The 25,019-nt window shown below is 33.1% G+C and carries 27 protein-coding genes, 1 tRNA gene and 1 other RNA gene; 1 reads left to right on the forward strand and 28 read right to left on the reverse strand.

Translation table 11 applies throughout. The features are described 5' to 3' along the window. Positions 1-19: 19 nt before the first annotated feature. From queA to pheA, 18 genes are all read right to left on the reverse strand, one after another. Entirely contained in the window at positions 20-1,042 is a 1,023-nt protein-coding gene (gene queA / locus BX659_RS10025) for a tRNA preQ1(34) S-adenosylmethionine ribosyltransferase-isomerase QueA (RefSeq protein ID WP_097016905.1), read from the reverse strand. A gap of 122 nt (positions 1,043-1,164) precedes the next feature. After that, positions 1,165-2,367 carry a SpoIID/LytB domain-containing protein gene (locus tag BX659_RS10030; RefSeq protein WP_097016904.1) on the reverse strand — a complete coding sequence of 401 codons (1,203 nt, stop codon included), beginning with the start codon at positions 2,365-2,367 and terminating at the stop codon, positions 1,165-1,167. A 63-nt stretch (positions 2,368-2,430) separates the two neighbouring features. After that, the gene (locus BX659_RS10035; protein WP_097016903.1) at positions 2,431-2,634 is read right to left on the reverse strand and encodes a DUF2905 domain-containing protein; all 204 of its coding nucleotides are present in this window, start codon (positions 2,632-2,634) and stop codon (positions 2,431-2,433) included. Continuing rightward, positions 2,635-3,627 carry a Holliday junction branch migration DNA helicase RuvB gene (gene ruvB, locus BX659_RS10040; protein WP_097016902.1) on the reverse strand — a complete coding sequence of 331 codons (993 nt, stop codon included), beginning with the start codon at positions 3,625-3,627 and terminating at the stop codon, positions 2,635-2,637. A 17-nt stretch (positions 3,628-3,644) separates the two neighbouring features. Continuing rightward, positions 3,645-4,238, reverse strand: coding sequence for a Holliday junction branch migration protein RuvA (ruvA, locus tag BX659_RS10045; RefSeq protein ID WP_097016901.1), 594 nt, complete (start codon positions 4,236-4,238; stop codon positions 3,645-3,647). Positions 4,239-4,565: 327 nt separating this feature from the next. Then, the gene (locus BX659_RS10050; RefSeq protein WP_097017024.1) at positions 4,566-5,288 is read right to left on the reverse strand and encodes an amino acid ABC transporter ATP-binding protein; all 723 of its coding nucleotides are present in this window, start codon (positions 5,286-5,288) and stop codon (positions 4,566-4,568) included. Positions 5,289-5,314: 26 nt separating this feature from the next. Continuing rightward, the gene (locus tag BX659_RS10055; RefSeq protein WP_097016900.1) at positions 5,315-5,953 is read right to left on the reverse strand and encodes an amino acid ABC transporter permease; all 639 of its coding nucleotides are present in this window, start codon (positions 5,951-5,953) and stop codon (positions 5,315-5,317) included. A gap of 38 nt (positions 5,954-5,991) precedes the next feature. Further along, entirely contained in the window at positions 5,992-6,657 is a 666-nt protein-coding gene (locus BX659_RS10060) for an amino acid ABC transporter permease (protein WP_097016899.1), read from the reverse strand. 71 nt (positions 6,658-6,728) lie between these two features. Beyond that, positions 6,729-7,574: a substrate-binding periplasmic protein gene (locus BX659_RS10065; RefSeq protein WP_097016898.1), complete on the reverse strand. Its 846-nt coding sequence runs from the start codon at positions 7,572-7,574 to the stop codon at positions 6,729-6,731. Between the two features lie 250 nt (positions 7,575-7,824). Continuing rightward, positions 7,825-8,820, reverse strand: coding sequence for a BofC C-terminal domain-containing protein (locus BX659_RS10070; RefSeq protein ID WP_097016897.1), 996 nt, complete (start codon positions 8,818-8,820; stop codon positions 7,825-7,827). 128 nt (positions 8,821-8,948) lie between these two features. Continuing rightward, complete coding sequence (locus BX659_RS10075) at positions 8,949-9,611, reverse strand: HAD family hydrolase (protein ID WP_097016896.1); 663 nt, start codon at positions 9,609-9,611, stop codon at positions 8,949-8,951. Between the two features lie 23 nt (positions 9,612-9,634). Next, a complete protein-coding gene (locus BX659_RS10080) occupies positions 9,635-10,420 on the reverse strand; it encodes a PhzF family phenazine biosynthesis protein (protein WP_097016895.1) in 786 nt (261 codons plus the stop codon). Positions 10,421-10,478: 58 nt separating this feature from the next. Next, positions 10,479-10,700: a DUF5673 domain-containing protein gene (locus BX659_RS19025; RefSeq protein ID WP_258176133.1), complete on the reverse strand. Its 222-nt coding sequence runs from the start codon at positions 10,698-10,700 to the stop codon at positions 10,479-10,481. Positions 10,701-10,959: 259 nt separating this feature from the next. Next, positions 10,960-12,018 carry a histidinol-phosphate transaminase gene (gene hisC / locus BX659_RS10085; RefSeq protein WP_097016894.1) on the reverse strand — a complete coding sequence of 353 codons (1,059 nt, stop codon included), beginning with the start codon at positions 12,016-12,018 and terminating at the stop codon, positions 10,960-10,962. Between the two features lie 222 nt (positions 12,019-12,240). Continuing rightward, positions 12,241-12,696, reverse strand: coding sequence for a hypothetical protein (locus tag BX659_RS10090; RefSeq protein WP_097016893.1), 456 nt, complete (start codon positions 12,694-12,696; stop codon positions 12,241-12,243). A gap of 39 nt (positions 12,697-12,735) precedes the next feature. Continuing rightward, positions 12,736-13,164, reverse strand: coding sequence for a GNAT family N-acetyltransferase (locus BX659_RS10095; RefSeq protein WP_097016892.1), 429 nt, complete (start codon positions 13,162-13,164; stop codon positions 12,736-12,738). A 299-nt stretch (positions 13,165-13,463) separates the two neighbouring features. Then, on the reverse strand, positions 13,464-14,228 hold the full coding sequence (locus BX659_RS10100) for a YebC/PmpR family DNA-binding transcriptional regulator (protein WP_097016891.1): 765 nt from the start codon (positions 14,226-14,228) through the stop codon (positions 13,464-13,466). 156 nt (positions 14,229-14,384) lie between these two features. Continuing rightward, positions 14,385-15,221 carry a prephenate dehydratase gene (gene pheA / locus BX659_RS10105; protein WP_097016890.1) on the reverse strand — a complete coding sequence of 279 codons (837 nt, stop codon included), beginning with the start codon at positions 15,219-15,221 and terminating at the stop codon, positions 14,385-14,387. A 145-nt stretch (positions 15,222-15,366) separates the two neighbouring features. Here pheA and BX659_RS10110 point away from each other — a divergent pair, with 145 nt between their 5' ends. Beyond that, the gene (locus BX659_RS10110) at positions 15,367-15,558 is read left to right on the forward strand and encodes a hypothetical protein (RefSeq protein WP_097016889.1); all 192 of its coding nucleotides are present in this window, start codon (positions 15,367-15,369) and stop codon (positions 15,556-15,558) included. A 133-nt stretch (positions 15,559-15,691) separates the two neighbouring features. On the opposite strand, the gene BX659_RS10115 is transcribed toward BX659_RS10110, so the two are convergent. From BX659_RS10115 to BX659_RS10160, 10 genes are all read right to left on the reverse strand, one after another. After that, complete coding sequence (locus BX659_RS10115; protein WP_097016888.1) at positions 15,692-16,534, reverse strand: DegV family protein; 843 nt, start codon at positions 16,532-16,534, stop codon at positions 15,692-15,694. A 212-nt stretch (positions 16,535-16,746) separates the two neighbouring features. After that, an RNA gene (gene rnpB, locus BX659_RS10120) (RNase P RNA component class A) lies at positions 16,747-17,114 on the reverse strand. 441 nt (positions 17,115-17,555) lie between these two features. Continuing rightward, entirely contained in the window at positions 17,556-18,269 is a 714-nt protein-coding gene (locus tag BX659_RS10125; RefSeq protein ID WP_097016887.1) for a zinc ribbon domain-containing protein, read from the reverse strand. A gap of 92 nt (positions 18,270-18,361) precedes the next feature. Further along, the gene (locus tag BX659_RS10130) at positions 18,362-19,480 is read right to left on the reverse strand and encodes a Nif3-like dinuclear metal center hexameric protein (RefSeq protein ID WP_106231826.1); all 1,119 of its coding nucleotides are present in this window, start codon (positions 19,478-19,480) and stop codon (positions 18,362-18,364) included. A 39-nt stretch (positions 19,481-19,519) separates the two neighbouring features. Further along, the gene (locus tag BX659_RS10135; RefSeq protein WP_097016885.1) at positions 19,520-20,209 is read right to left on the reverse strand and encodes a tRNA (adenine(22)-N(1))-methyltransferase; all 690 of its coding nucleotides are present in this window, start codon (positions 20,207-20,209) and stop codon (positions 19,520-19,522) included. A 168-nt stretch (positions 20,210-20,377) separates the two neighbouring features. Continuing rightward, positions 20,378-20,453 (reverse strand) — tRNA-Asn (locus tag BX659_RS10140). A 114-nt stretch (positions 20,454-20,567) separates the two neighbouring features. Beyond that, complete coding sequence (gene rpoD / locus BX659_RS10145; RefSeq protein WP_097016884.1) at positions 20,568-21,653, reverse strand: RNA polymerase sigma factor RpoD; 1,086 nt, start codon at positions 21,651-21,653, stop codon at positions 20,568-20,570. After that, complete coding sequence (gene dnaG / locus BX659_RS10150; protein ID WP_097016883.1) at positions 21,653-23,473, reverse strand: DNA primase; 1,821 nt, start codon at positions 23,471-23,473, stop codon at positions 21,653-21,655. The genes rpoD and dnaG overlap by 1 nt, the downstream gene beginning before the upstream one ends. Positions 23,474-23,714: 241 nt before the next feature. Beyond that, positions 23,715-24,155 carry a YaiI/YqxD family protein gene (locus tag BX659_RS10155; protein ID WP_097016882.1) on the reverse strand — a complete coding sequence of 147 codons (441 nt, stop codon included), beginning with the start codon at positions 24,153-24,155 and terminating at the stop codon, positions 23,715-23,717. Between the two features lie 285 nt (positions 24,156-24,440). Then, complete coding sequence (locus tag BX659_RS10160) at positions 24,441-25,016, reverse strand: flavodoxin family protein (RefSeq protein ID WP_097016881.1); 576 nt, start codon at positions 25,014-25,016, stop codon at positions 24,441-24,443. Between the last annotated feature and the right edge of the window lie 3 nt (positions 25,017-25,019).

Here is a 25,019-nt window from a genome sequence, read left to right on the forward strand (position 1 = left end):
TTTCCTCCTATATTATTAATTATAAAATTAGCATCCCATCACCAAAGCTATAGAATCTATAATTTTGCTCAACTGCCTGCTCATAAGCCTTCATCGTCAACTCTTGACCTGCAAAGGCACTAACTAGCATTACTAAAGTAGATTGGGGTAAATGAAAGTTGGTAATTAGAGCATCTACTGCTTTAAACTCATAACCTGGGTAGATAAAGATATCAGTCCATCCTTTACCAGCTTTGATTCTACCATCTTTAGTAGCTACAGTTTCCAAAGTTCTAGTAGAGGTTGTACCTACAGAGAAGACTCTATTGCCCTGTTTCTTGGTCTCATTGATTATCTGAGCTGCTTCTTCTGAGACTTCATAGTATTCAGAGTGCATATCATGCTCTTCTATAGTATCAACACTGACAGGTCTAAAGGTACCTAAGCCAACATGTAAGGTGATATCTACTATATTAACACCTTTGGCTTCTATCTTAGCTAAAAGCTCATCAGTAAAATGTAGTCCAGCCGTTGGAGCTGCTGCTGCCCCCCGCTTTTTAGCATAGACAGTCTGATACTTTTCACTCTTATCCAACTCCTTAGTTATATATGGTGGTAGAGGCATCTCCCCTAATTTATCTAATACTGCTTCAAAGGTACCTTCATATTCAAATTTAATCACCCGTCCACCAAAATCTGTTCTACCTTTAATCTCTCCAACCAACTCCCCATTACCGAAAATAACTCTAGTCCCAAGCTTTAACTTACGCCCTGGGCGAACTAGAGCTTCCCATACTCCTAATTCAGCTTGAGTCAATAACAGAACCTCCACCTTGGCTCCAGTCTCCTTCTGTCCAAATAAGCGAGCAGGTATCACCTTAGTATTATTTCTTACCAAGGTATCTCCTGGTTGAAAATAATCTACAATCTCTTTAAATATTTTTCCTTCTATCCTCTCCTCAGCCCGATTAATAACCATTAACCTTGATTCATCCCTTGGTTCCATCGGCTCTTGAGCAATTAGTTCTTCTGGTAGTTCAAAATCAAAATCTTTAACCTTCATCTAATATTCCTCCAAATTCTGCAAAATTAAGTATAAGTCTAAGATTAAGATTAAGCTTAAGTAAGTTATAAAAAATAAATACTTTCCTTAAACTAAATCTTAAACTTCAACTAAAAATATAATTACCACTCAATAATATCTATACCTTGATAATAATGCTTTAATATCTCTTGGTAAGTATAACCATCTTTAGCCATCTGATAAGCTCCCCATTGGCTCATACCTACTCCATGGCCCCAGCCATATCCTACAAATTGATAGCTATCATCTTTAGCTGTTGTAAAAGCATTCTCTACTCCTAAAGTTGCTAAGTCAAAGGTGAAGTTGTTATCTAAATTGCTTAACCTTAAGGAAGTACTATTATCAATGATAAAGCGAGTACTCTTTAAACCTAGCCAGAATCTAAAAGTAGAGCTATCAACATCATAGATTTTCCCATTGCCATCAAAGATTCTAATAAAGCTAGCTCTTCCTGAAGGTCCTACATCCTCTAGAGTAATTCCTTTCAATCCAGTAATAGGAACCCCTTTTTTTATTAGTATCCTCTCTATCTCAGCCTTAGAATATTCCTTCCGCCAGCTATAATGGGGTGAAACATCATCAGGAGAACTGACACTTTGGAGATATGGCGTATCACTACTCCAGATAGTTGCCCCCTTGGCTGTCTGTCCTCCTGCTGTAGAGTGATAAACTGAGGCAATCAACTTACCTTGATAAGTAGCCACCTCATTACGGGTCTCCTTCACCGCTGTTAATGTTCTTGGATGTTCAAAGCTATAACCTTTATAGGCTTGAGATCTAACAGTCGCTGATAGATTATACCCTTTACTTGCATGGGATTTCATATTCCTTAAGGCATAGGTTCTAGCCACAATCGCTTGAGCCTTTAAAGACTCCATAGGCCACTTAGCACTAATTTCACTACCTACTACACTGGCTAGATAATAATCAAAATCTACATGGTTAACCACTGTTAAACCTTTATCATGATTCAAAACCTCTAAATAGCCTCTATATTTTCTACCATTGGCACTGATTAAACTGTTAGAGTCAACAGGATATATCAATATCTTATCCTCTTGGAAGATATTCTTCCCAAAATAAATCAAATCATTATTCTTACTGACATTAAATCCATCTGCTAAGGTCAAGCTAAATTCTACTCCATTATCCAATACCACCTTAACTCCCTTATCTGCTCCAATCAAGAACTCTTCAACATCATCTAATATACCTACTTTTACTGTGTCAATACTGGCATTACTAATAGATGTCATTGTAAACAACAAGACTAAAATCACTAGTAAATTTAATTTTATTTTCATTTTATCCTGCCTCTCTGATTTAGTGATAAGTGACGGGTGACAAATAATAAGTGATGAGTAGTATTATCTAAATAACCTTAGAATTAATGATAAGATCAGACTGACCAATATCCCTGTTGTTAGTGGAAAATAAAAGCTAAAGTTCTCCTTTTTAATATAGATATCTCCTGGCAAACGCCCCAGGGGAAAACCTAATTTGATGATTATTCCTATAACAATTAAGAGTATCCCTATTAAAATGATCTGTCCACCAAATAAATCTTTCATCTAGCTTCCCAGCTCGAGATTAAAATGCTTATAAGCCAAATCTGTTACCTTTCTTCCCCGTGGTGTCCTGTTTAAGTATCCAATCTGTAATAAATAAGGCTCGTAAACATCTTCAATGGTCTCTCGTTCTTCATTGATGGCAGCAGCTAAAGTTCCTAAGCCCACTGGTCCACCTTTAAATTTCTCGATAATCATCTTCAGCATCTTTCTATCGACTCTATCTAGACCTAATTTATCAACATTCAACCTATCTAAGGCATCATGGGCAATCTCTTCAGTAATAATCCCATCACCCTCAATCTGAGCAAAGTCTCTAACCCTTTTCAAAAAACGATTGGCAATTCTTGGTGTGCCTCTAGAACGTAGAGCAATCTGCTTAGCTCCATCCTTCTCAATCCCTACCTGTAAGACCTTGGCAGTTCTTAAAATAATCTGAGTCAATTCACCCTCAGTATAGAACTGTAATCGATTAATCACTCCAAATCTATCACGTAAGGGTGAAGTCAAGCTTCCTGCCTTAGTAGTAGCACCAATTAAGGTAAAGGGTGGTAAATCTAAACGAATAGAACGAGCTTGAGGTCCTGTACCGATTACAATATCTAAGGCAAAGTCCTCCATTGCAGGATATAAGGTCTCTTCTATTACCCGATTTAAACGGTGAATCTCATCTATAAAGAGAATATCATTTGGTTGTAACTTGGTTAAAACAGCTGCTAAATCCCCAGGTTTTTCGATAGCTGGACCTGAAGTTGTCTTAATATCAGCCCCCATCTCATTAGCAATAATATTTGCTAATGTAGTCTTCCCTAATCCTGGAGGTCCATATAATAGAACATGATCTAAAGAATCTCCCCGCTCTAAAGCTGCTTGAATAAATATCTTCAAATTCTTCTTTATCTCCTCTTGTCCGATATAATTATCGAACTTATTAGGGCGTAAATTAAAGTCTATATCCTCTTGCTTCTTAGTTGCTGACACAAATCTATCTCTCATCTTCTCTTCCTCCTACCCTAGCTCAAATGAAGTAGAGCATTCTTGATAATATCTTCTACAACCATCTCTTTGTCCTCTCTAATTACCTTAGCTACTGCTTTAGTAGCATCACCTTGCTTGTAGCCTAAACTGATTAGTGCCTGAACAGCATCTTCCATTCTACTATCACCGCTAACCACATCTATAGAGTCATTATCTAATATATTATCAAGGTCTATCTTCTCTTGCAACTCTAAAATTAACCTCTTAGCAGTCTTGTTACCGATACCCTTAATCTCTTTTAAGGTATTTATCTGACTATTAACGATAGCCAGCTTAAACTCCTTTGCTGGCATAGTAGATAAAATACTTAAAGCAACCTTTGGTCCTATCTTTGAAACATCTAGTAACTGCTCAAAAAGCTCTAGAGTCTCTACATTATTAAAACCATATAATGATATATTATCTTCCCGTACATAGTGATAGGTATGTAATTCAACCTCTCCACCTATCTGTGGTAGAGTCTGCTGTAGGCTACTTGGAATATAGACCTTATATCCTATTCCACCTACTTGAATAACTATGTATTCTATATTATTTCTGATTAATTTTCCCTGCAAATAAGCTATCATACATTCCCCTCCCTAACCCTTTAATTTCAATAACTTTTACTAAAATCCTGTTTAAAAAGAAAAAAACAGCCTAGTAATGACTGCTTATAATGGATATTTATTATTATAGAGTATCCTGCTGTTATAGATATCAATCTTCTAAAAATCGTTATTTATATAATCTCGAAATTATATTTTATCCTAATTTAATGATTGATATACTATATAGAGATAATGAGACACTTTAAGTTTAAGGTTAAGATTGAACAGACAATAAAACACTACTTTAATCATTTACTTAAACTTACAATTAATCTAAAAGTATCTCAATATCCCCATTAACAAATATTAAAGAATCTGAGAAAGAAATTCCTGAGCTCTTTTGTGATTTGGATTATTAAAGAAGTCCTCTGGTGTAGTCTTTTCTATTAATACTCCATCATCTAAAAATATTACCTCATCAGCAACTTCACGGGCAAAGCCCATTTCATGAGTAACCACAATCATTGTCATACCATCATCTGCTAAATCTCTCATAACACTCAATACCTCTCCTACCATTTCAGGATCTAAAGCAGAGGTAGGCTCATCGAATAAAATTAGTTCTGGCTGCATGGCTAAAGATCTCGCAATAGCCACTCTCTGTTTTTGACCTCCCGACAAAGAAGATGGGTATTGGTCAGCCTTGTCCAAAATTCCTACTCTTTCTAAAAGCTTAGTGGCTATAGCTTTAGCCTCTTTTAATTTTAGCTTTTTGACCTTAACTGGTGCAAAAGTGATATTTTTCAGCACCGTCATATGGGGAAATAAATTAAAATCCTGAAATACCATCCCTATATTTTTAGAAATATCTACTATTTTAGTCTTAGGGTTTTGGATAGAAATATCATCAACAATTATTTCACCACTATTAATTTTTTCTAAGCGGTTAATACATCTAATCAATGTACTCTTCCCTGAACCACTAGGCCCACAAATAACAACAACCTCTCCCTTAGCAACGCTGAAATTAATATCCTTTAATACCTCTAATTGACCATAACTTTTACAGACATTATTTATATTGACCATAATATCTTGATTAATACCAGACATCTTTAGACACTCCTTTCTAAACGATCAGAAATATTAATAATTGGATAACAAATAACAAAATAGAATATACCTACAATAAAAAATATTAAAAAAGGATTCTCACCACGTTGAGTCAACTGCCTACCCACTCTAGTTAAGTCTGTTAATCCTATTAAAGAGATTAAAGCTGTAGACTTAATCAACAGAACAAATTGACCAGCTAATGGTGGTAGGGTTATTTTAATAGCTTGAGGTAAAATTATATACCTCATCTTCTGAAAATAATTTAACCCTAAAGAATGAGCAGCTTCATGCTGACCCTTCTCAACTGATTCTATTCCACTACGTATAATTTCAGTCATATATGCTCCTTCATGAATTACCAAACTTAACACTCCTGCTATAAATGGAGATAATCTGATATTGAAAAAAGGTAGGACATAATAAATTATAAAGAGTAATAATAAAAATGGTACTCCTCTAACTATATAAGTATAGAAGTTAACTACATAAGTAATAATAGGCACATGAATACTTTTAATTAACCCAGCCACAAAACCAACAATTAAGGACAGAATACTTGCTGCCATAGAAAGACATAGTGTCCAATAAAGCCCTGTCACTAATTGCATAATGATCCGATCAAATATTCCACTCTCCATCTATTTCACTCCTTAATATACATAATATAAAGCAAAACTTAATAACCTGATAAGGAAAATTTCTTCTTTAATATATTAGCAGAAATCATCAAAATAGTAACTATAATAATATATCCCAATAAAGCTACCACAAAAGGTTCAATCGGTTTAAAAGTCCTAGCATGAACTACATTAGCTGTATTAGTAAGTTCATAAATACCTATTGCCGCTAAGATACTACTATCCTTTATCAAATAAGTAAATTGACCAATTAACGGTGGTATAATCTTTCTTAGCGCTTGTGGTAAAATGATATATATATAAGTCTGTCTTTTATCAATACCAAGAGACTGTGCAGCTTCAACTTGACCATTAGGAATAGACTCTAAGCCAGCACGAACAATCTCCGAAATATAGGCTCCACTATTCAAAACCAAAGCAATAACTCCACACCAATAACCAGAAATATTTATATTGATATATGGAAGTCCAAAATAAACAAAATAAACTTGAACTAATAAGGGTGTAGACCTAATTAAATTAATATAACCACCACTAAGCCAAGATAGCCCCTTTATTTCAGACCTCTTCAATATAGCAAGAATAATCCCGAATATTAAAGCAAGCGAAATACTAATTGCAGATATGCTTAAAGTATTAAAAAACCCTCGATAAAAATAATCTGAATACTTCTCTATTATTCTCCATTGAAAAAAATAATTCAATTAAATCCCTCCTTATTAAATTAGTAAAGGACAAGAAAGTCCATATCTTGTCCTTTACTGATTTTATTAGATTACAATTGTTTTTGAGCCTCTGGATTCCATTCTTTACCTAACCATTTCTTATATATTTTTGCAAATTCCCCTTCTCTTTTTATCTTTTCAAAGAATAGGTTTACCCACAAACGTAAGTCATTATCTTCATGGCGTACTGCAAAAGAATAAGTATCTACTACTAGAAATCCAGGTAAGATTTTTAATTTATCTGGAGCTTGTTGAACTTGTTCATAAGCAATAATTTCATCATCCAAAGCAACTTCTACACGATTACTTAATAAAGCTGATTTAATATCTGGATTGGTTTGAAGAGGTACTATCTCTGCTTTAGGCAACTGATCAGTAGCAACCTCTTCCTGAATTGACCCTAATAACACTCCAACCTTTAAATCTTTTCCTCTCACATCGTCAGCACTGCTTAAAGAAGAAGTATTTCTTACATAAGCTACTGTTCCAGTCTTTAAATATGAATCAGTAAAGGCAACACTTTTAGCTCTTTCCAAAGTATTTGACATTCTATCTCCTATCAAATCAATTCTTTTAGATAATAAAGATGGTATTAAGCCAGCCCAGTCCATATCGATAAATTCAACTTCAACTCCCATCCTTTCACCAATCAATCTTCCTAATTCTACAGTCATGCCAGTTAATTCTCCATTATTATCTCTAAAAGTAAAGGGTGGTGCACTTGCATTAATTCCTATTATAATTTTACCTCGAGATTGAATCTTATCTAATATTCTCTTTTCATCTACAGCCTTACTACTTGTTACCTGCTCATTGCTTGGACTAGAGCAAGCAACACCCATAACCATCAAAACCATTATTAAAAATGACATTAAAACTACTCTTATCTTATTCAATTTGACTCCTCCTCAAATTTATGTTTTAACTAATAATCTCTAATTTTAAAATATCCCCCTTCTTTTTTATTATTCTAAATAGCTTTGTGTAAACTATATGTTAATTACATGTCAATTATATACCTTGGCTACTTGTTGTGTCAAGATTTTTATCAAAATAACTTCTTAAAACAACATATAGTTAACATTAAATTGAAAGGTTTAGAGATAAGAAAAGGTAAAAGAGCAGCAATGCTGCTCTTTTACCTTTTCATTCATTTATAATACTAACTAAACCCTCTAAAACAGTTAGTAGCTCTTCTTGATTTGCCACCTCTATCCCTTTAAGCAGTTCCTTCTTATCCTTTTCCGATAGCTTCTTGACTGGAATATCCTTTCTTAATTCAACTAACTCCTTAGCTTCTAAGCTATCCCCTTTATAGATTGCTACATATCCATCCTTAACACCTAAAAACAACTTATTCTTTATCTCTAGTTGCTCTTTATCTTCACTATTATCCTCTTGACTCTCTGATTCTAAACTATCATCACCTTGTTTCTTCAATTCCTGCTCTTTATCCTCATTGTCTGTATCGTCTTCATCTAAAGCTTGATTATTATCTATTCTCTCTTTATCTTTATCCTGCTCTGAACTATCCTCATTTATATCATCTAAAATCGACTGATTATTGCTATCTTCATTCAACCAAGAGAAGAAGTCATCTGTATCTGATGTTGAATCTTCTATCTTAGTCTCTTCTTCTTTAGCTGATCTCTTCTGCTGATTCTTCACAAGATCTTCTTCATTGATTTCGATAATTATCTCATCTGATTTTGTCTTATTCTTGTTATCCTCCATCTTCTCCTTAGCAACCTCTAAGATTGATTCTAGCAATCGGTTCTCTTGCTTAGTATTTTTAGAAGAATGATTTAATCTCTCTAAAAGATATTTAAGCCCTTCACTTAACTTGATATTAGTAGCTGCCTCTAGCTTCTGATTTATCCTCTTCTCTTCTTTTTTAACCAACTCTAAGATGGTTAAATTCTTTTCAATCTCCTCTTCAACCTCTGAAACCTTAGCAACATCCTCCTGCTTTTCATCTCCTAAATTATCCTCTTGCTGTTGATAAAAGTCCTCCTCCACTAGTTCTTCTCTATTTTTGTTAGGCTTCTTATTATTTATAGTTGTATCTAAAATTAGATAAGTTAGACCTGCAATCATCCCAATTATAATAGGAATTATCATCAGCTTGTTTAGGTGCTTCAAATCAAATCCTCCTTTAGTATTAAAGTGCTAAAGTTATTATCTCCAAAGAAGGATTTGATTATAATTAGTAAAGCAAGTAAATCAAGCCTTGTTGCTGATTAAGTAGTTATAATATTTAACAACTTTAATTAGAATAAGTTTTTTAATAATTTAGCATCTATTTCTCCAATTGAATCAACAGTAATATCTGCTAGTGACAGATCTTGATTTCCTGAGTTGATATTCTGAAATCCAATACACTTCATCATAGCAGCTTTGGCAGCCTTTACACCATTAGTTGAATCTTCAATAACAACACAATCATTGGGGTTAAGGTCCAATCTATAAGCTGCTTCTGTAAAGATATCAGGGGCTGGTTTGCCCTTTTCTACCTCTTCTCCACTAATAATCAAATCAAATGAATCCTGTAAATTAAACTTAGCAAGAATAATCTCAATTAGCTTCTTGGGAGATGAAGAAGCCACTGCTATCTTGATTTCTTTACCTCTTAATCCTTCTATCAGCTCTCTAATATACCCCACTATTGGTAATTCTTCAGCTTCTGACATGTATTGAAAGACACTATCTTTATGTAACCTTGTCAAATCTTCAATAGTCTCTTTTAGCTGATATTGATCTGTAATCTTCTCCCATAGTCCTTCCATTGTCATTCCGACAAAGGACTCATGTTCTTTTTGGGAGATATCCAAGCCTAGCTCATCAAATAAATCTCTTTCTATTTTAAAATATATCGGCTCACTATCAATAATTACCCCATCCATATCAAAGATAACCGCTTTTAACTTAGCCATTTAATCGCCTCCTATAACTATAATTATTTCAGTAAACTTCCTTTTAATATCATTACAGCTTGCCCACCTAAATAAACTCTATCTTGCTCTACCCTAACCTTGATAACTCCTCCACGTTTTGAAGCTTGATAAGCTAAAAATTCATCCTTATTCAACCTCTCTTGCCAAAACGGACCCAAACAGCAATGTGCAGAACCAGTAACTGGATCTTCATTTACTCCAACTCCTGGGGCAAAGAATCTTGAAATAAAATCATACTCTTTAGAATCAGATTTGCTAGTTACAATAACACCTCTAGCTTTAAGATCTTTTAATGCTTTAAAATCAGGACTAATTCCTCTAAGAAGCTCTTCAGATTCAAGCTCCACTAAATAATCAAGGCGATTTCTCCCAACATATCTAGGCTCTACTCCTAAGGAATTAATAATTATATTAGATGCTTCAGCTTTCTTCTCTGGCTCAGCTGGAAAATTCAGTTCTATCCACTCACCATTCTTTCTTGCTGTTAGTAAACCACTTCTTGTATAAAAATTTATCTCCTTATCCTCTTTTACCCTTTTAGTCTCCCATAACACATATGCACTAGCAAGAGTAGCATGACCACATAGCTCTTCTTCATGTTCTGGAGTAAACCAACGTAAATTATAACCATCACCTTCTTTATACAAAAATGCTGTCTCTGATAAGTTCATTTCAGCTGCTACATTCTGCATCCAACTATCTTCTTTTAATTCTGATAATAGACAGACAGCTGCTGGATTACCTTTAAAAGCTTTAGCTGTAAACGCATCTACTTGATATATCTCCATTTTTTCTTCCTCCTTAAATATTCTTGATATTTATTTTTAATGAAATAGTTTAATCTTTTTAACATCTATTCAAAAAATTATCAATCTCTTCTTTATCTTCATTCTTAAAAGTATATCTAAACTTATTATTAAATTCCATCCCTAACAATTTTGCTTTGGTATTAAACTCAATAAACTCATTATCTTCTGACCATTTATAACCCTCTATATTTTTAAATTTCAAATTCACTCCAGAGATGATAATACCACTATCAGTAACCCCTTGCTTTACACAATCCAGTTAATAGACTAGCTAAAATAATAATAAATACACTGAATTTATAAATATTATTTGTACCTTTCATATATTTTTCACCTCTAAACTCTCACAACCAAATAAGATTAAGAACAAAGTTGCTGTCGAAACTTAAATCTTGTCCCATAAGCTGCTCAATTACTATTTAATAATTATATTCTGTAGATATGAATATTTTTGAATTTATCCTCAACTTATATCAGCTGATTTATCCGAAGTACGGCTTTACTTTTATCCTAACTTCTTACTCAATAATTTCTTTTAAAGTTTTTATTAAAAGATCCATCTCTTCATCTGTTCCTATGCTTACACGTAAAAAATTCTCTATTCTCGGTTGATTAAAATAGCGAACCAGAATCCCTTTTTCTTTTAACTGATTGAATAAATTTTCTGCCTGCACTCTTAAGTGACTAACAAAAATAAAGTTTGCCTTTGACTCTATCACTTTAAAGCCTATTTTTCTTAATTCTTCTGATACTCGTTCTCTAGTTTTTATAATTTTTGACCTTGTTTCTTGAAAATACTCTTCATCTTTAATTGCTTCTTTTGCTCCAACTAATGCTAGTCTATCAAGAGTATAAGAATTAAATGAATTTTTAATCCTGTCCAGTCCTTCCATTAAATCTTCTTGACCAAAAACAAACCCTACCCTAAGTCCTGCTAAGGCTCTTGATTTGGAAAGGGTTTGTACAACTAATAAATTAGGATATTTATCAATAAGTTTTACTGCTGACTCTCCACCAAAATCAATATAAGCCTCATCTATAATTACAACTTCATCAATATTCTTCTTTAAAATCTCTTCTATAAATTCAAGAGACAGATATTTTCCAGTTGGTGCATTTGGATTTGGGAGGATAATTCCCTCATTTGGTTCAGAGAATCCATCCAATGATAATGAAAAATCTTTATCTAACTGCACAAGATTATAATTGATATTAAATAGATTGGCATATACAGGATAAAAACTATATGTAATCTCAGGTAAAAGTATAGAATCATCAGCATCAAAAAAAGCCATGAATAATAATGCTAACACTTCATCAGAACCATTCCCTACAAAAACTTGACTTTTCTTCAAACCATAATAATCTGCAAGAGTTGCTTTGAGTTCTTCACAAGTAGGATCAGGATATAGCTTCAAATCTTCATTTGTTGCTTGCTTAATAGCTTTCATAACTTTTGGTGATGGTGGATATGGATTTTCATTAGTATTTAATTTAATGTATTTCTTATCTTGTGGTTGCTCCCCTGGAACATATGGTTCCACTTTTTTAGCAAGTTTGCTCCAATATTTACTCATATATAATTCTCCTTTCTTAAAATAATCTTATTAATAGTCAAACACTTATTTTAAGCTGTATTTCTGATAATATCCTTAGAGTTAGCGACGTCCTTGATAATACTTATAATCTTACATAAGTCAATCTCACTTTCATTTACACTCACAACTGGGATGTCACTAATATATCATTAGACAACGTTTCCCTTTCTATTTATTTACTTGTATATTTTTAAATATTCTTTAATTATCAATCTTTCTATGTAATATATCTAATAGCTCTTTTTGCCTTTCTATATTGTCTAAAGAAACAGCTTTAAGACTATCTTTTACTTCAACTTTTATTTTTTGATCATCAATCACTTTAATTGATGATATCTCATCCCATTTGATAAATTTACCATAATATGAAATTCCATTTTGATATATGTATATCTTTTTCCTTATTTTAAAAATTTGAGATATTATATAAAATTGAAGCATAATAAAATTACTTATAATAAACGACTCTAGAAATATTAAAATATTAGCAATAGAGCCAATTATTGAAATGACAATAATAATATTTTTTAAAGATGATTTATGTTTAAAACTTTCTATTTTATTTCCACCATATTCTTTTATTTTATAGTAATTTATCGTTATTGATATTAATTCATAAATAAAAACAAGCAATATAACAATATTTATATTTCCCACTTTATATGCCCCCTCTATAGATTTTTATTCTACTTATCATTACAATTCTATTTGCAACCTTATCATATCTAAACACTGTATGCCATTCTCATATATTGGTTCATCATAATGTTTTAAAAAGAAATCTTTATCAATTCCAGTAATTCTAAAACCCAATTTTTGATATAATGCTAGCTGAAATATACTTGAATTTGCTGTTCCAATCTCTAAAATTTTTGCACCATATGCCAATGCCTTTTTAATAGCATCTTTTAGTAACAATTTACCTAATCCTTTACTTTGGTAATCTTCTTTTATAGCAATATTTACAATTTCAATAGTTTCTGGACGCGTATGTATCAAAACATACTCCCCAACAATAACATCACAATAACTTGCAGTAAATACTCTACCTCTACTAACATAATCATTAACCAGTTTCTCTGATGGGTCTGCTAATAATAGTAACTCATATATTAAATCATTAATATCACCCTCTTTTTTATAACAACATTCTTATTTAAATCCTTCAATAACAACCCCCCTATTTTTACTATTTAGAACATAGTTTTTATATATCTAATATACTATATCTCTCAACTCCAAACTTCTACTAAATTCATTTCTCTAATAGACCTTAATAGTTTGGCAACCAATTAATAACTTATCTACATTAAATAATCTATTTATACCATTATAATACTCTATATTAGCTATATATTCAAATATAAATACTATCCAAAATAAAAAAACACTTAAGCACATCTTGTACTTAAGTGTTTAAAATCTTATAATTCATCTTCAATTTCTACCATTACATCATCAGGGATATTAAAGTTAGCATATACCTCTTGTATATCATCTTGATCTTCTAAGGCATCTATTAATCTTAATACCTTCTTAGCATCATTAGGATCAGTTATATCCAGTACATTCTCTGGAACCATTGCTATATCTCCAGAATCAAACTTGTATCCTGCTTCTTCCATAGCAGTTCTAACTTCTTTTAGATCTGATGGATCAGTTATAATCTCTACACTATCTGCTTCGATAGTAATATCCTCTGCTCCAGATTCTAAAGCAGCCATCATAATCTCATCCTCATCAATCTCATTTTCACTACGATCGATGATTAATTGACCCTTTCTTTCAAACATCCAAGCTACACAACCGCTCTCTCCTAAATTTCCACCATTCTTAGATAGAACATGCCTTACATCAGAAGCTGCACGATTACGGTTATCTGTCATGATTTCCATATATAAAGCAACTCCAGCTGGAGCATAACCCTCATATACGAACTCTTCATAATTGACCCCTTCTAAATCACCAGTTCCTCTTTTAATAGCTCGTTCGATATTATCTTTAGGCATATTAGCATCCTTAGCCTTTTGAACAGCTAAAGCTAAATCATTATTAGTTTCAAGATCACCACCACCATTTCTAGCAGCAACGGTAATCTTTTTAACTAATTTGGAGAACAGCTTACCCCTTGCTTTATCCTCTTTCGCTTTCTTATGTTTAATGTTGGCCCACTTAGAATGTCCAGCCATTTTAATACCTCCTTATCGATAGATACAATTCACCTAAATATTCTAACATAAATCAGTTAACTTTTCAATTTGATTTTAGATACCCTTATAATATTAGTCTACTACTTTACTAACATTTTATAAATATTTCTTCATTATTACTTACCACTATCCCAATTAAAACTCTACAATACCGACTGCCTTCTCATATGATCCTAAGAGCTTGTACCAAGAACTCTTATACCTTACTAACTCTAAAGCTGTTTTGACCCTCTCATCTTGATAATGACCTTCAAAGTCTATAAAGAAGATATACTCCCCTAACATTCTCTTAGCAGGTCTAGACTCTATCTTAGTCAAGTTAATCCCTCTAATGGCAAATTCGTGTAAAATATCATATAAAAAACCTGGATGATCCTCTACCACCGAACAGATAATTGAGGTCTTATTATTCTGACTCTTTATCCCTTCTTCCTTGGATAAAACTATAAATCTAGTACAATTATCACGATTATCCTGTATCCCTTGAGCCAAAACCTCTAAATCATAATGATCAACTGCTCTACTATTTCCAATAGCTACCCAACTATCATCTAAGGTCGTAAGCTGTTGAATCGCTTCAGAAGTACTATTACTGATATGAGTTTCATAATTACTTAAATTTTCTTCCAAAAAAGAACGGCATTGAGCTAAGGCCTGAGGGTGTGAGATAACATGTCTAATCTCAGCTAAATCCATCTTCTTCTTAGCCACTAAGCTCTGCTCAATAACCAGAACTACCTCACCAACAATATTCAGATCAAACTCTGCCAATAAATCTAAAGTCAGAGTAACTCCACCCTGTATCGAATTCTCAATTGGAACAACCGCTCTATCAATATCATCTTTAACAATTCCCAATACCAAGCTCTTAATATCATTATAAGGGATAAACTCTCCTACTTGATGCTCATATTCTCTAGCCGCTACTTCTGTAAAACTTCCTTGTGGTCCTAAAAATCCTAATCTACTCACTACTTCCACTCCTAACTTATAGCAATTTTAAAATCAAATAAATAATTGAATTAAAACCAACCTAACTCTTTCTTTCCAATCTATGTTAACATAAAAAAGATTTACAACATAATATATAATAAATTAATTATAAGGAGGTCTAATTATGTTCAAATTCAAAAATGATGATGACTCTTCACAAGAGCCTATAGATGATAGTCAGAAAAGTAATTATAATCCCTTTACATTATTTTTAATTTTAATCTTATTAATACTAGCCGATCCTAATGCCTACTCCTTAGATTTCTTAACAGATTTTCAAAATAAACTCCAACAGCTTTATAGAAAAAAGAAATAACCCCTCTAAAGCCAATTATTTAGGTATTGGGAATTGAACTTCAGAAGATACCAAATCATGGAGAACCCAATACCTTTAATATTAGAATCCTAAAATAAGTTATTAAAACACTAGAATAATTCTATAAATACAATTATTGAAAGAATAAAGCTACAGTCCCTGGTCCTGCATGACTTCCTACAGCAGCTCCAATATCTGTAATGATAATATCTTTAATACTATACTCTTGCTTAAGCTTAGTTGCTATCTTATTAGCAAGTTCACTATTATCAGCATGCCCAATTCCAATTAGCTCCTCTTGTAATAACTCCACTCTCTCTTTAAAGGTATCGAGTATATATTTAATAGAACGCTTCTCACCTCTGACCTTGGCTAAAGGGACAAGCTTTCCTTCAGAATCCACCTCTGCCATAGGAATGATATTTAACAATGATCCTATAAATGCCTGAGTAGATGAGATTCTCCCCCCTTTTTTTAGCATCTCCAAAGAACCAATAGCCACTATATGCTTCATCTTACTGATAGTTTCCTCAACTTTAGAGATAATCATATCCGTAGACTCGCCTTCCTCCAGTAACCTAGCTGCCTTTAAAACTATTAATCCTAAACCTAAAGAGGCAGCCTTAGAATCGATTACAGTAACTTTATCCTCTCCCAAAACCTTCTGTGCCATCTTAGCAGAGTTATAAATTCCACTTAGTTGCGAAGAGAAGCTAATATAAACAAGCTCTTGATACTCCTCTAATATTCTTTTGAATTCTTCTTCAAAGGTATAAGGATTAATCATAGAAGTCAACGGACTGAGATCCTCTGTTTTCAATTTGTTATAAAACTCTAATGGAGTAATATCTTCTCCATCCTTATAATTTTTATCCCCCAATTTGACAGGAATAGGTATTACCTTTATATCATAGCGCTCAATTAATTCCTTACTCAAATCAGCACCACTGTCTGTTACAAGCTTAATACTCTTCATATCATCCTCCTTACAAAACCTTGAAAAATGACTTATTATTAATTATACACTCAAAGATTGACTAGTACAAATATTAGCTTATACTTTAATTTTATCCGATATAATTTAATATATTCTACATTACTCTTAAACTTTTACTCATATGTAGCTAATTAATTTTAATATATAACAAAACCTCCGCTAGATAGCGGAGGTTTTTAGATAATATTTAACAAATAAGTAGACCTGTAAGCCGGGTTCTGTACCCTCACGGGTGATGACCATCCATCTAGGATGACAGTTGCCTGCCACCTCAAGCGACCTAACCCGGAAAGATGAGCGAGCTACTCTTAACCTTTCCCTACTTGGTCTTGCTCCGGATGGGGTTTACCATGCGGACTCTGTCACCAGAACCCCGGTGCGCTCTTACCGCACCCTTTCACCCTTACCTGTGCCTTAAAGGCCATCGGCGGTTTGCTCTCTGTGGCACTTTCCCTCGAATTACTCCGGCTGGCCGTTAACCAGCATCCTGCTCTATGGAGCCCGGACTTTCCTCAAGCATAGCCCATTTTACCATACTTGCGATCATCCAGTCTACTTATTTAATTATCGTTTTAGATTATAACATCTTTAATGATGGTTGTCAATAAAGAGAAATGCTTTTATCTCCTTGACGACAAGTTATATAATATCACTTAGTATCTATGAAGTCAATAGTTTTATAGATACATTTTTTTACAATTAACCTACGAGTTCTTTGAACTCGACCTGATGGAAAAACCCCCGACCGAGTTTTTATCAATATTTATAACATTTTATTAATTAGAACTTTTTAACCTTATATTCTGCTTCTCTCTATATTATGACCCTACGAGTTCTTTGAACTCTTCGTGATGGAAAAACTCCCGACCGAGTTTTTATCAATATTTATAACATTTTATTAATTAGAACTTTTTAACCTTATATTCTGCTTCTCTCTATATTATGACCCTACGAGTTCTTTGAACTCTTCGTGATGGAAAAACTCCCGACCGAGTTTTTCCTATCTTCTCCAGTAAAGTATCCTACCACAGTTTTCACAGTAGACTATCTCTTCACTAGACTTGACCTCTTCTACTAGATTGACCGGTAATAACATCCTACAGCCCATACAATAACCATCAGATACCTCTACAACTACCCGCCCCCTCTTCCTACGATATAAGTCCTCATATTTCGAGATCATTTCATCCTCTAACTTATCAAATATATCTTCTTTAGCCGAATTCACTCTATCAAGCTCTTGATTTATTTTAGTATTACCTTCTTGGTAATCTTCCTCTAGCTTTATCAACTCTTCTTGCTTACTATCTAAATTCTCTCTTAAAGATAATAATTCATCCTCTTTTGCTTCTAACTCTAGCATCAACTCTAATAATTCATCCTCTAGCTCTTTCTTACTCTCCAATGTAGTATCTAATTTTTCTTGCAACTTCTGTAGCTCTTTGGGATTAGAAGTAGCTCCACTATAAAGCTGTTGTTGATAGTCTTTCTCTTTTCTTATCAAACGGGCATCTTTAAATTCCTCTTCCTTAATCTGATGCTTTAAATCCTCCACTTCTTTATTCTTCTGACTCCAATCTTTTTTTATACTAAGTACAGCCTCTTTTAAAATGTTAATCTCTCCAACGATATCATCTTCCTCAATACTCTTTTTCAACCCTTTATCCTCTTTATCTAATTTTTCTAATTGATATAATAGTTCCAAAGTAGCCATTCTTACCCCTCCCAATTTATAATATAAATCAGCCTTAATCTAAAAATATCTTTATCATATAGAAAAAAGTAGGTCGCTAAAACGACCTACTTTTAAACTATTCTAACAGGATTAGTATTAATTTGTGACTTTACAATCTCCACATCTAAATTATCATTAGCTGTCTTTTCTACTAAATATGATACTACAGCATCTCTCATAATCTGCTCAGTTTCATAATGACCAGCATCTATCAATGTTAATCCCTCTTCTAATACTAGCTGAGCATCATGGTATTTAACATCTCCAGTTACCAATACATCTGCACCTTTAAAGGATGCAGTTTTAATCAAATCAGCTCCACTACCACTACAGATGGCAACCTTTTTAATTTCAGTATTATCTTCACCTACTACCTTAACACTATCTATATTTAGAGCATCTTTAACACCTTGCACATAATCTTTTAATAAGATACTCTCCTCTAAATATCCAATTCTACCTATTCCAAAAGCTTGACCTTTATTATCTACAGGATAGATATCATAGGCTACCTCTTCATAAGGGTGAGCCTTAACCATTTTATTGATAACCCTACTTAAAATCTTAGCTGGTACAATAGTCTCTAAGCGATATTCTTCAACCTCACTTAACTCATCTTTAGTCCCTATATAAGGATTGCTACCTGCTAAAGGTCTATAGCTACCAGTACCTTTTTGCTCAAAGAAACAGTCACTATAATTACCAATCCAACCTGCTCCTGCTCTACCCATAGCCTCCTTGACCTCAGATATAGAATCCTCTGGTACAAAAACAACTACCTTCTTTAAGTCTTCAACTTCAGTCACCTTTAAAATCTCGGTATTAACTAAGCCTAATCTCTTAGCCAACAAATCATTTAACCCATCTCCTGCTATATCATAATTGGTGTGGGCTACATAAATAGCAATATCATGCTTAATTGCTTTTTGAATTATCTTACCTAAAGGAGTATTGAATCTAATATTAGAAATCCCTTTAAAGATAACAGGATGATGAGCAACAATTAAATCCACATCAGAATCTATAGCCTCTTTAACTACTTCTTCAGTTACATCTAAAGTAACCAAGACCCTACTTACATCCTGATTATAATCACCAAGCTGTAAACCTATATTATCCCAATCATAGGCTAAGTGCTTAGGTGCTAAGTTATTTATTAAATTAGTTATTTGTTGTAGTTTTACAGACATCCTATACCTCCTTAATAGAGAAACTATTAAATCACTTATTTATCTCTCCATCTTTAACTCTATTTCTTCTAATCTCTTAATTCTCCTCTTTAAAATTTCAATTTTTTGATTATCAGGAGAATTATCAGCAATTTTACTGATTATCTGCTGCCATTGATCCTTCAATTCAGTGAAATACTCTTCTAATAAACTATCCTTATTCTTAAGTAAAACAGGTCCTATCTCTAATACAAAATCATCCTTTATCTCCATCTTACCCGGCTGAGCTACAATAATCTGATAAAGCTTATCATCCTCTTTGACCAAAGTCTCATCAACAATTTTAAAATTATTCTCTACCAACCATTTCCGTAAAGATGATGAACCAGCCATCGGTTGCAAGACCAATCTCTCTAACCTCTGAGCTAAATCATAATCATCCTCTAAAATACCAATAATAGTCCTACTACCCATCCCTGCAATCACAACTTGGTCAACTTCATCTTTGTCTAGAACCGATAAGCCTGAACCCTGCCTAACCTCAACTCTATCTTCAACTCCAGCCTGCTGAATATGCTTTAAAGCAGCCTGACAGGGCTGTTTGTTATAATCACTTGCTATGATCTTATTAGAACTTGTATTTTCTGCAAGATAGATTGGTAAATATCCATGGTCAGTCCCTACATCAATTACTCTAGTTGGTAAAATCAATAAATCTACTATCTTAGCTAATCTCGGTGATAATCTCATAATTTACTCCTTATATGTAATCTATTCTTTATTCTTCCTAAAGTTTACTATAATTATTAAAAAACCTTACTACAAATGTAGTAAGGTAGAGATTTTTAACTTATTAGAGGTTTTATATGCTTTAAAAATCTTCAATTCTAATTTATGTAAATCATTGTAAAAAAATAATGGCTCCCCGAGCAGGACTCGAACCTGCGACTCGATGGTTAACAGCCATCTGCTCTACCAACTGAGCTATCGGGGAACATCAACAATTAGAATTATATATCAAAGATATCTAAATTTCAACTTCCATTTAAAGCAAATGGAAATAATAATCCATAATTAATGATTAATCTCTAATTATATCTCTTATTATCTATGTTAAATAATCTTTAAGTTTCTTACTTCTACTTGGATGTCTCAGCTTTCTTAAGGCTTTAGCTTCAATTTGTCGAATTCTCTCTCTAGTAACCCCGAATTCCTTTCCTACTTCCTCTAAGGTACGAGAACGTCCATCCTCAATACCAAATCTCAATTCTAGAACCCTCTTTTCACGATCTGTTAAAGTATCCAATACACCATCTAATTGCTCTTGTAATAACATAAATGATGCTGCTACAGATGGTTCTGGAGCATCCTCATCTTCAATAAAGTCACCCAAATAGCTGTCCTCTTCTTCACCAATTGGAGTCTCTAAAGATACAGGCTCTTGAGCAATCTTCTTAATTTCACGTACCTTATCCTCAGTAATATCCATCTCATTAGCAATTTCCTCTACAGTTGGCTCACGGCCCAACTCTTGTACTAAGTGACGAGATACTCTAATTAATTTATTGATTGTCTCTACCATATGAACAGGGACTCTAATTGTTCTAGCTTGGTCAGCAATAGAGCGGGTAATAGCCTGTCTAATCCACCAAGTAGCATAGGTACTGAACTTATATCCTTTTCTATAATCAAACTTCTCTACAGCTTTAATCAAACCTAAATTACCTTCTTGGATTAAATCTAAAAACAACATTCCTCTACCAACATACTTTTTAGCAATACTTACTACTAATCTTAAGTTAGCAGCAGCTAATCTCTGCTTAGCATATTCTTCGCCCTCTTCCATCCTTTTAGCCAAGTCCTTCTCTTCGTCAGCAGTTAATAGTGGAACCTTTCCTATCTCCTTAAGATACATCTTTACTGGATCATCTAATGATACTCCACTTGGAATACTTAAATCCAATTCTACCTCATCATTGTCATCTTCATCATCATCTATATTATCATTATCATCATCTTTAACTTCAATCCCCATTGAGGAGAAACTTTCATAAATCTCTTCGATTTGATCAGTGTCCAAATCTACTTCAGATAACGCATCCATTATCTCTTGATAGCTTATTTCACCTTCTTTTTTACCTTTAGCAATCAAAGTTCTAACTTTTTCTTGAACTGCACTCTTATCTACAGACATTAATTCCCCTCCCTTCTCAACAATTGTACCTCTTTCATCAATTCCATCTGTTTAGTAAAATTTCCACTCTTTTCTGCTTTTTTTATTTCTGCATTTAGCCTTTCTATTCTCATTTCTCTTTGATACCCCTTTATTGTTTCAATATAATCACTTATAGTCTTCTCAGTATCATCTAAAAAATCATTATCTTTTATGGATAACTCCAATAATAAATTCTTAGCATCATTATTGGTTATAGTCTGTAAAATTTGATTAATCTCTAAAGTATTATGTTCATGATAAAATTCAAAAATTCTAGTAAACAACTCCCTATGCTCCTTCTTAGCTAAATCATCAATCTCTAATTGAGACTTTAAGCTGCTAATAAGATTGGGATTTTTAAAGATAATACTTAATAGCTCTTTAATAGCTTTTAAGTATTTAATTAATCTAGAATCATTTAAAGCATCGGCTAATTCTCTCTCAGTATTTATATTATTCCTATAATTACTCTTTCTATCCTGACCCCTCATCTTAAATTTATATTTATCAATCTCTTTTCTTAGTACACCTTCACTTGTTCTTAATCTTTCTGAAATTTTCTTACAATATTCATCTAATTCAACCTTATTTTTGACCTTTGCTAAAACAGCTACAATTTCTTTAACTGCTATTATCTTATCATCAACATCCTCTAAGCTTCTTCCTCTTAAAATATTACTGATTTTAAAATCTATTAATGTTTCTGCCTGTGACTGACTTTTAGCAAAGCCTTCTTTTCCTTCAGCCTTAATAAATTCGTCAGGGTCTAAATCTTTGGGTAATATGATTACTTTTACTTCTAATCCCTCTTCTTTTAAGATATCTAAGCCTCTTAAAGTAGCTTTAGCTCCTGCAGTATCTGAATCATATGCTATATAAACCGTATTAGCATATCTTTTTAATAATTTAGCTTGCTCACTGGTCAATGAAGTACCCAAAGAAGCTACCACATTCTTGATTCCATATTGGTAAGCTGTAATCACATCGGTATAGCCTTCTACTATAATTGCTTGATTACTCTGCTGTATGAATTTTTTAGCTAAATTGAGTCCATATAAATTTTTACTCTTATCAAAGATAATTGTATCAGGAGAATTTAAGTACTTGGGTTGATTAACATCCTCTATAATTCTACCACCAAATCCGATAACTTGTCCTTGATGATTGCTGATAGTAAAGATAACACGGTTACGAAACCGATCATAATAACCAGTGTTATTTTTCCTTGCTAAAATCAGACCCGACTCTAGTAATAATTTATCAGAATACCCCTTATTCTTTAAAAACCTATATAAAGCCTCCCAACGATCAGGCGCAAAACCTAGCTGAAATTCCTCAACAATATCATTCCCAAAACCACGTTGCTTTAAATAATTATTGCCATTTTCCCCTATATCAGAGCTTGTCAAAAGGTAATTATAAAAACGGGCAGTTAATTCATGTATCTGCAGCAACTTCTTTTTCTTATCAAACTTCTCCTTAGCTTGGGGATTGGCTTTGTGTTCAGGAAGGCTCAATCCAGCTCTATTAGCTAAAGACTTAACGGCTTCTCTAAAATCAATTCCTTCCACACCCATTATAAAGTTGAAGATATCTCCTCCAACTCCACAACCAAAGCAATAGTATAGCTGTTGCTCAGGATTTACAAAGAAAGAAGGAGTATTTTCATCATGAAAAGGACATAATCCTTTGTAACTCTTTCCTGAATGTTCCAATCTAGTATAATCCGATATAATATCGATTATGTCATTATTAAAACGAACCTGCTCTATAAAATCCTCACTATAAGCAAAACTCAACTCTTTTCACCCTCTAGCTTAAATGATATCTTCTAATTTCATGTAGCATATAACTTGATAAAGTAGCTGCTCTAGACTACTTAAGCTCAGCTATATTCACCCAATAAACAAAATTAAACTCAGCACTGAACAAATTCCCTTAACCTATCTATAATAGAGAATGTGTAATAAATAGTTCTACACTTATTATGAAGATTATACTAAACATAGAGTCTAATAATAATTAGAAAAGCTATATTTTCTATCCTAATTTAGTTATTAATTCGATTAAATTAGTTTTAAAGCTTTCTCTATCCTCTTTAGAGTATTTACTCTGCTTTGAGATATAACTTCCCTGTCGTCTTAATTTGGCAGCTAAATGCCTTTTAGCTAATAGGTAATCTATCTTATCTCTAGTAAAGACTCTGCCATCAAAGGAGAGTGCAGATGCCCTCTTAGCTAAAATTAAAGAAGCTAAACCATAATCATTAGTTATAACTATATCTCCAGCTTTAACTTGATTAACTATCTTCATATCCACTTCTTGATAGTTACTGTCAACAGTTATATATTCAACATCTTCTCTATTGTCAGTCCAATGGGCAGTGCTTATAAAAATTATCACCTTAACCTTATACCTTGCTGAAACTTCAGAAATAGTCTCTTTGACTGGACATGCATCTCCATCAACTAAAATTTTCATCCTATACTCCTTATGATTATACTTGACAGCAATTACAACTTTTCGACAGTAATACACAAATCCCTTCTTTTAATTTAAAAAAGTATAAATTGATAGGTTTAATAAGAGAAGAAGATCGAGCAGCAGATATTCTAAAGAATTATTCATTGATGGTTTGCTAAAAATAAGTTATGCTTGTTAAAACGCTTAAATTAACAACCCTTATTATTCCAAAAAAAATATTATTTATTCCATCAATTTTAGAGTGTTAAAGCTAAGCTAAATGATAAGGGTTTATGATGATTATTACTTAATTAAGCTAGCAATTCTTTTACCCAATATTTGAGCTCTCTTTTGACCTTCTAAATCTTCTTTGGCATCATGCTGACTACAGGCACCTTGATGACCCATATCAGTATCTTCAGATCCATCACCTACTATCATCATTCCTTGAATCATCATCATATCATGTAAAGCACTAACTGTGGTCTCTTGCCCTCCATACCTAGAAGCACCTACAGTGATCGTAGCTCCTATTGTATTGAACAGAGACTTTTCACTTCTTAAAGCTCTAGTCATATCCCAAAATGCTTTTAATTGAGCTGTAACTGTTCCAAAGTAGACAGGACTTCCTAAGATAACTCCATCTGCCTCTGCTAATAATTGATAATGCTCTTCTAATAAAGTTCCTTTATAACAAACCTTACTACAAGGGCTTGAACATTGTACACAAAAAGGTTCCTTTAACTCCTTTAAGGCATCTCTAACATGAATTAATTCCGTTTCCACACCTTCATTTTGAGCAGCCTCCAAGGCCTTAGTCAATAAAAAAGCAGTATTTCCATCTCTATTTGGACTTCCATTAACTGCCAAGAGCTTCATCAT

The organism is Orenia metallireducens (genome assembly GCF_003001995.1).
Classification (GTDB): Bacteria; Bacillota; Halanaerobiia; order Halobacteroidales; family Halobacteroidaceae; genus Orenia; species Orenia metallireducens_B.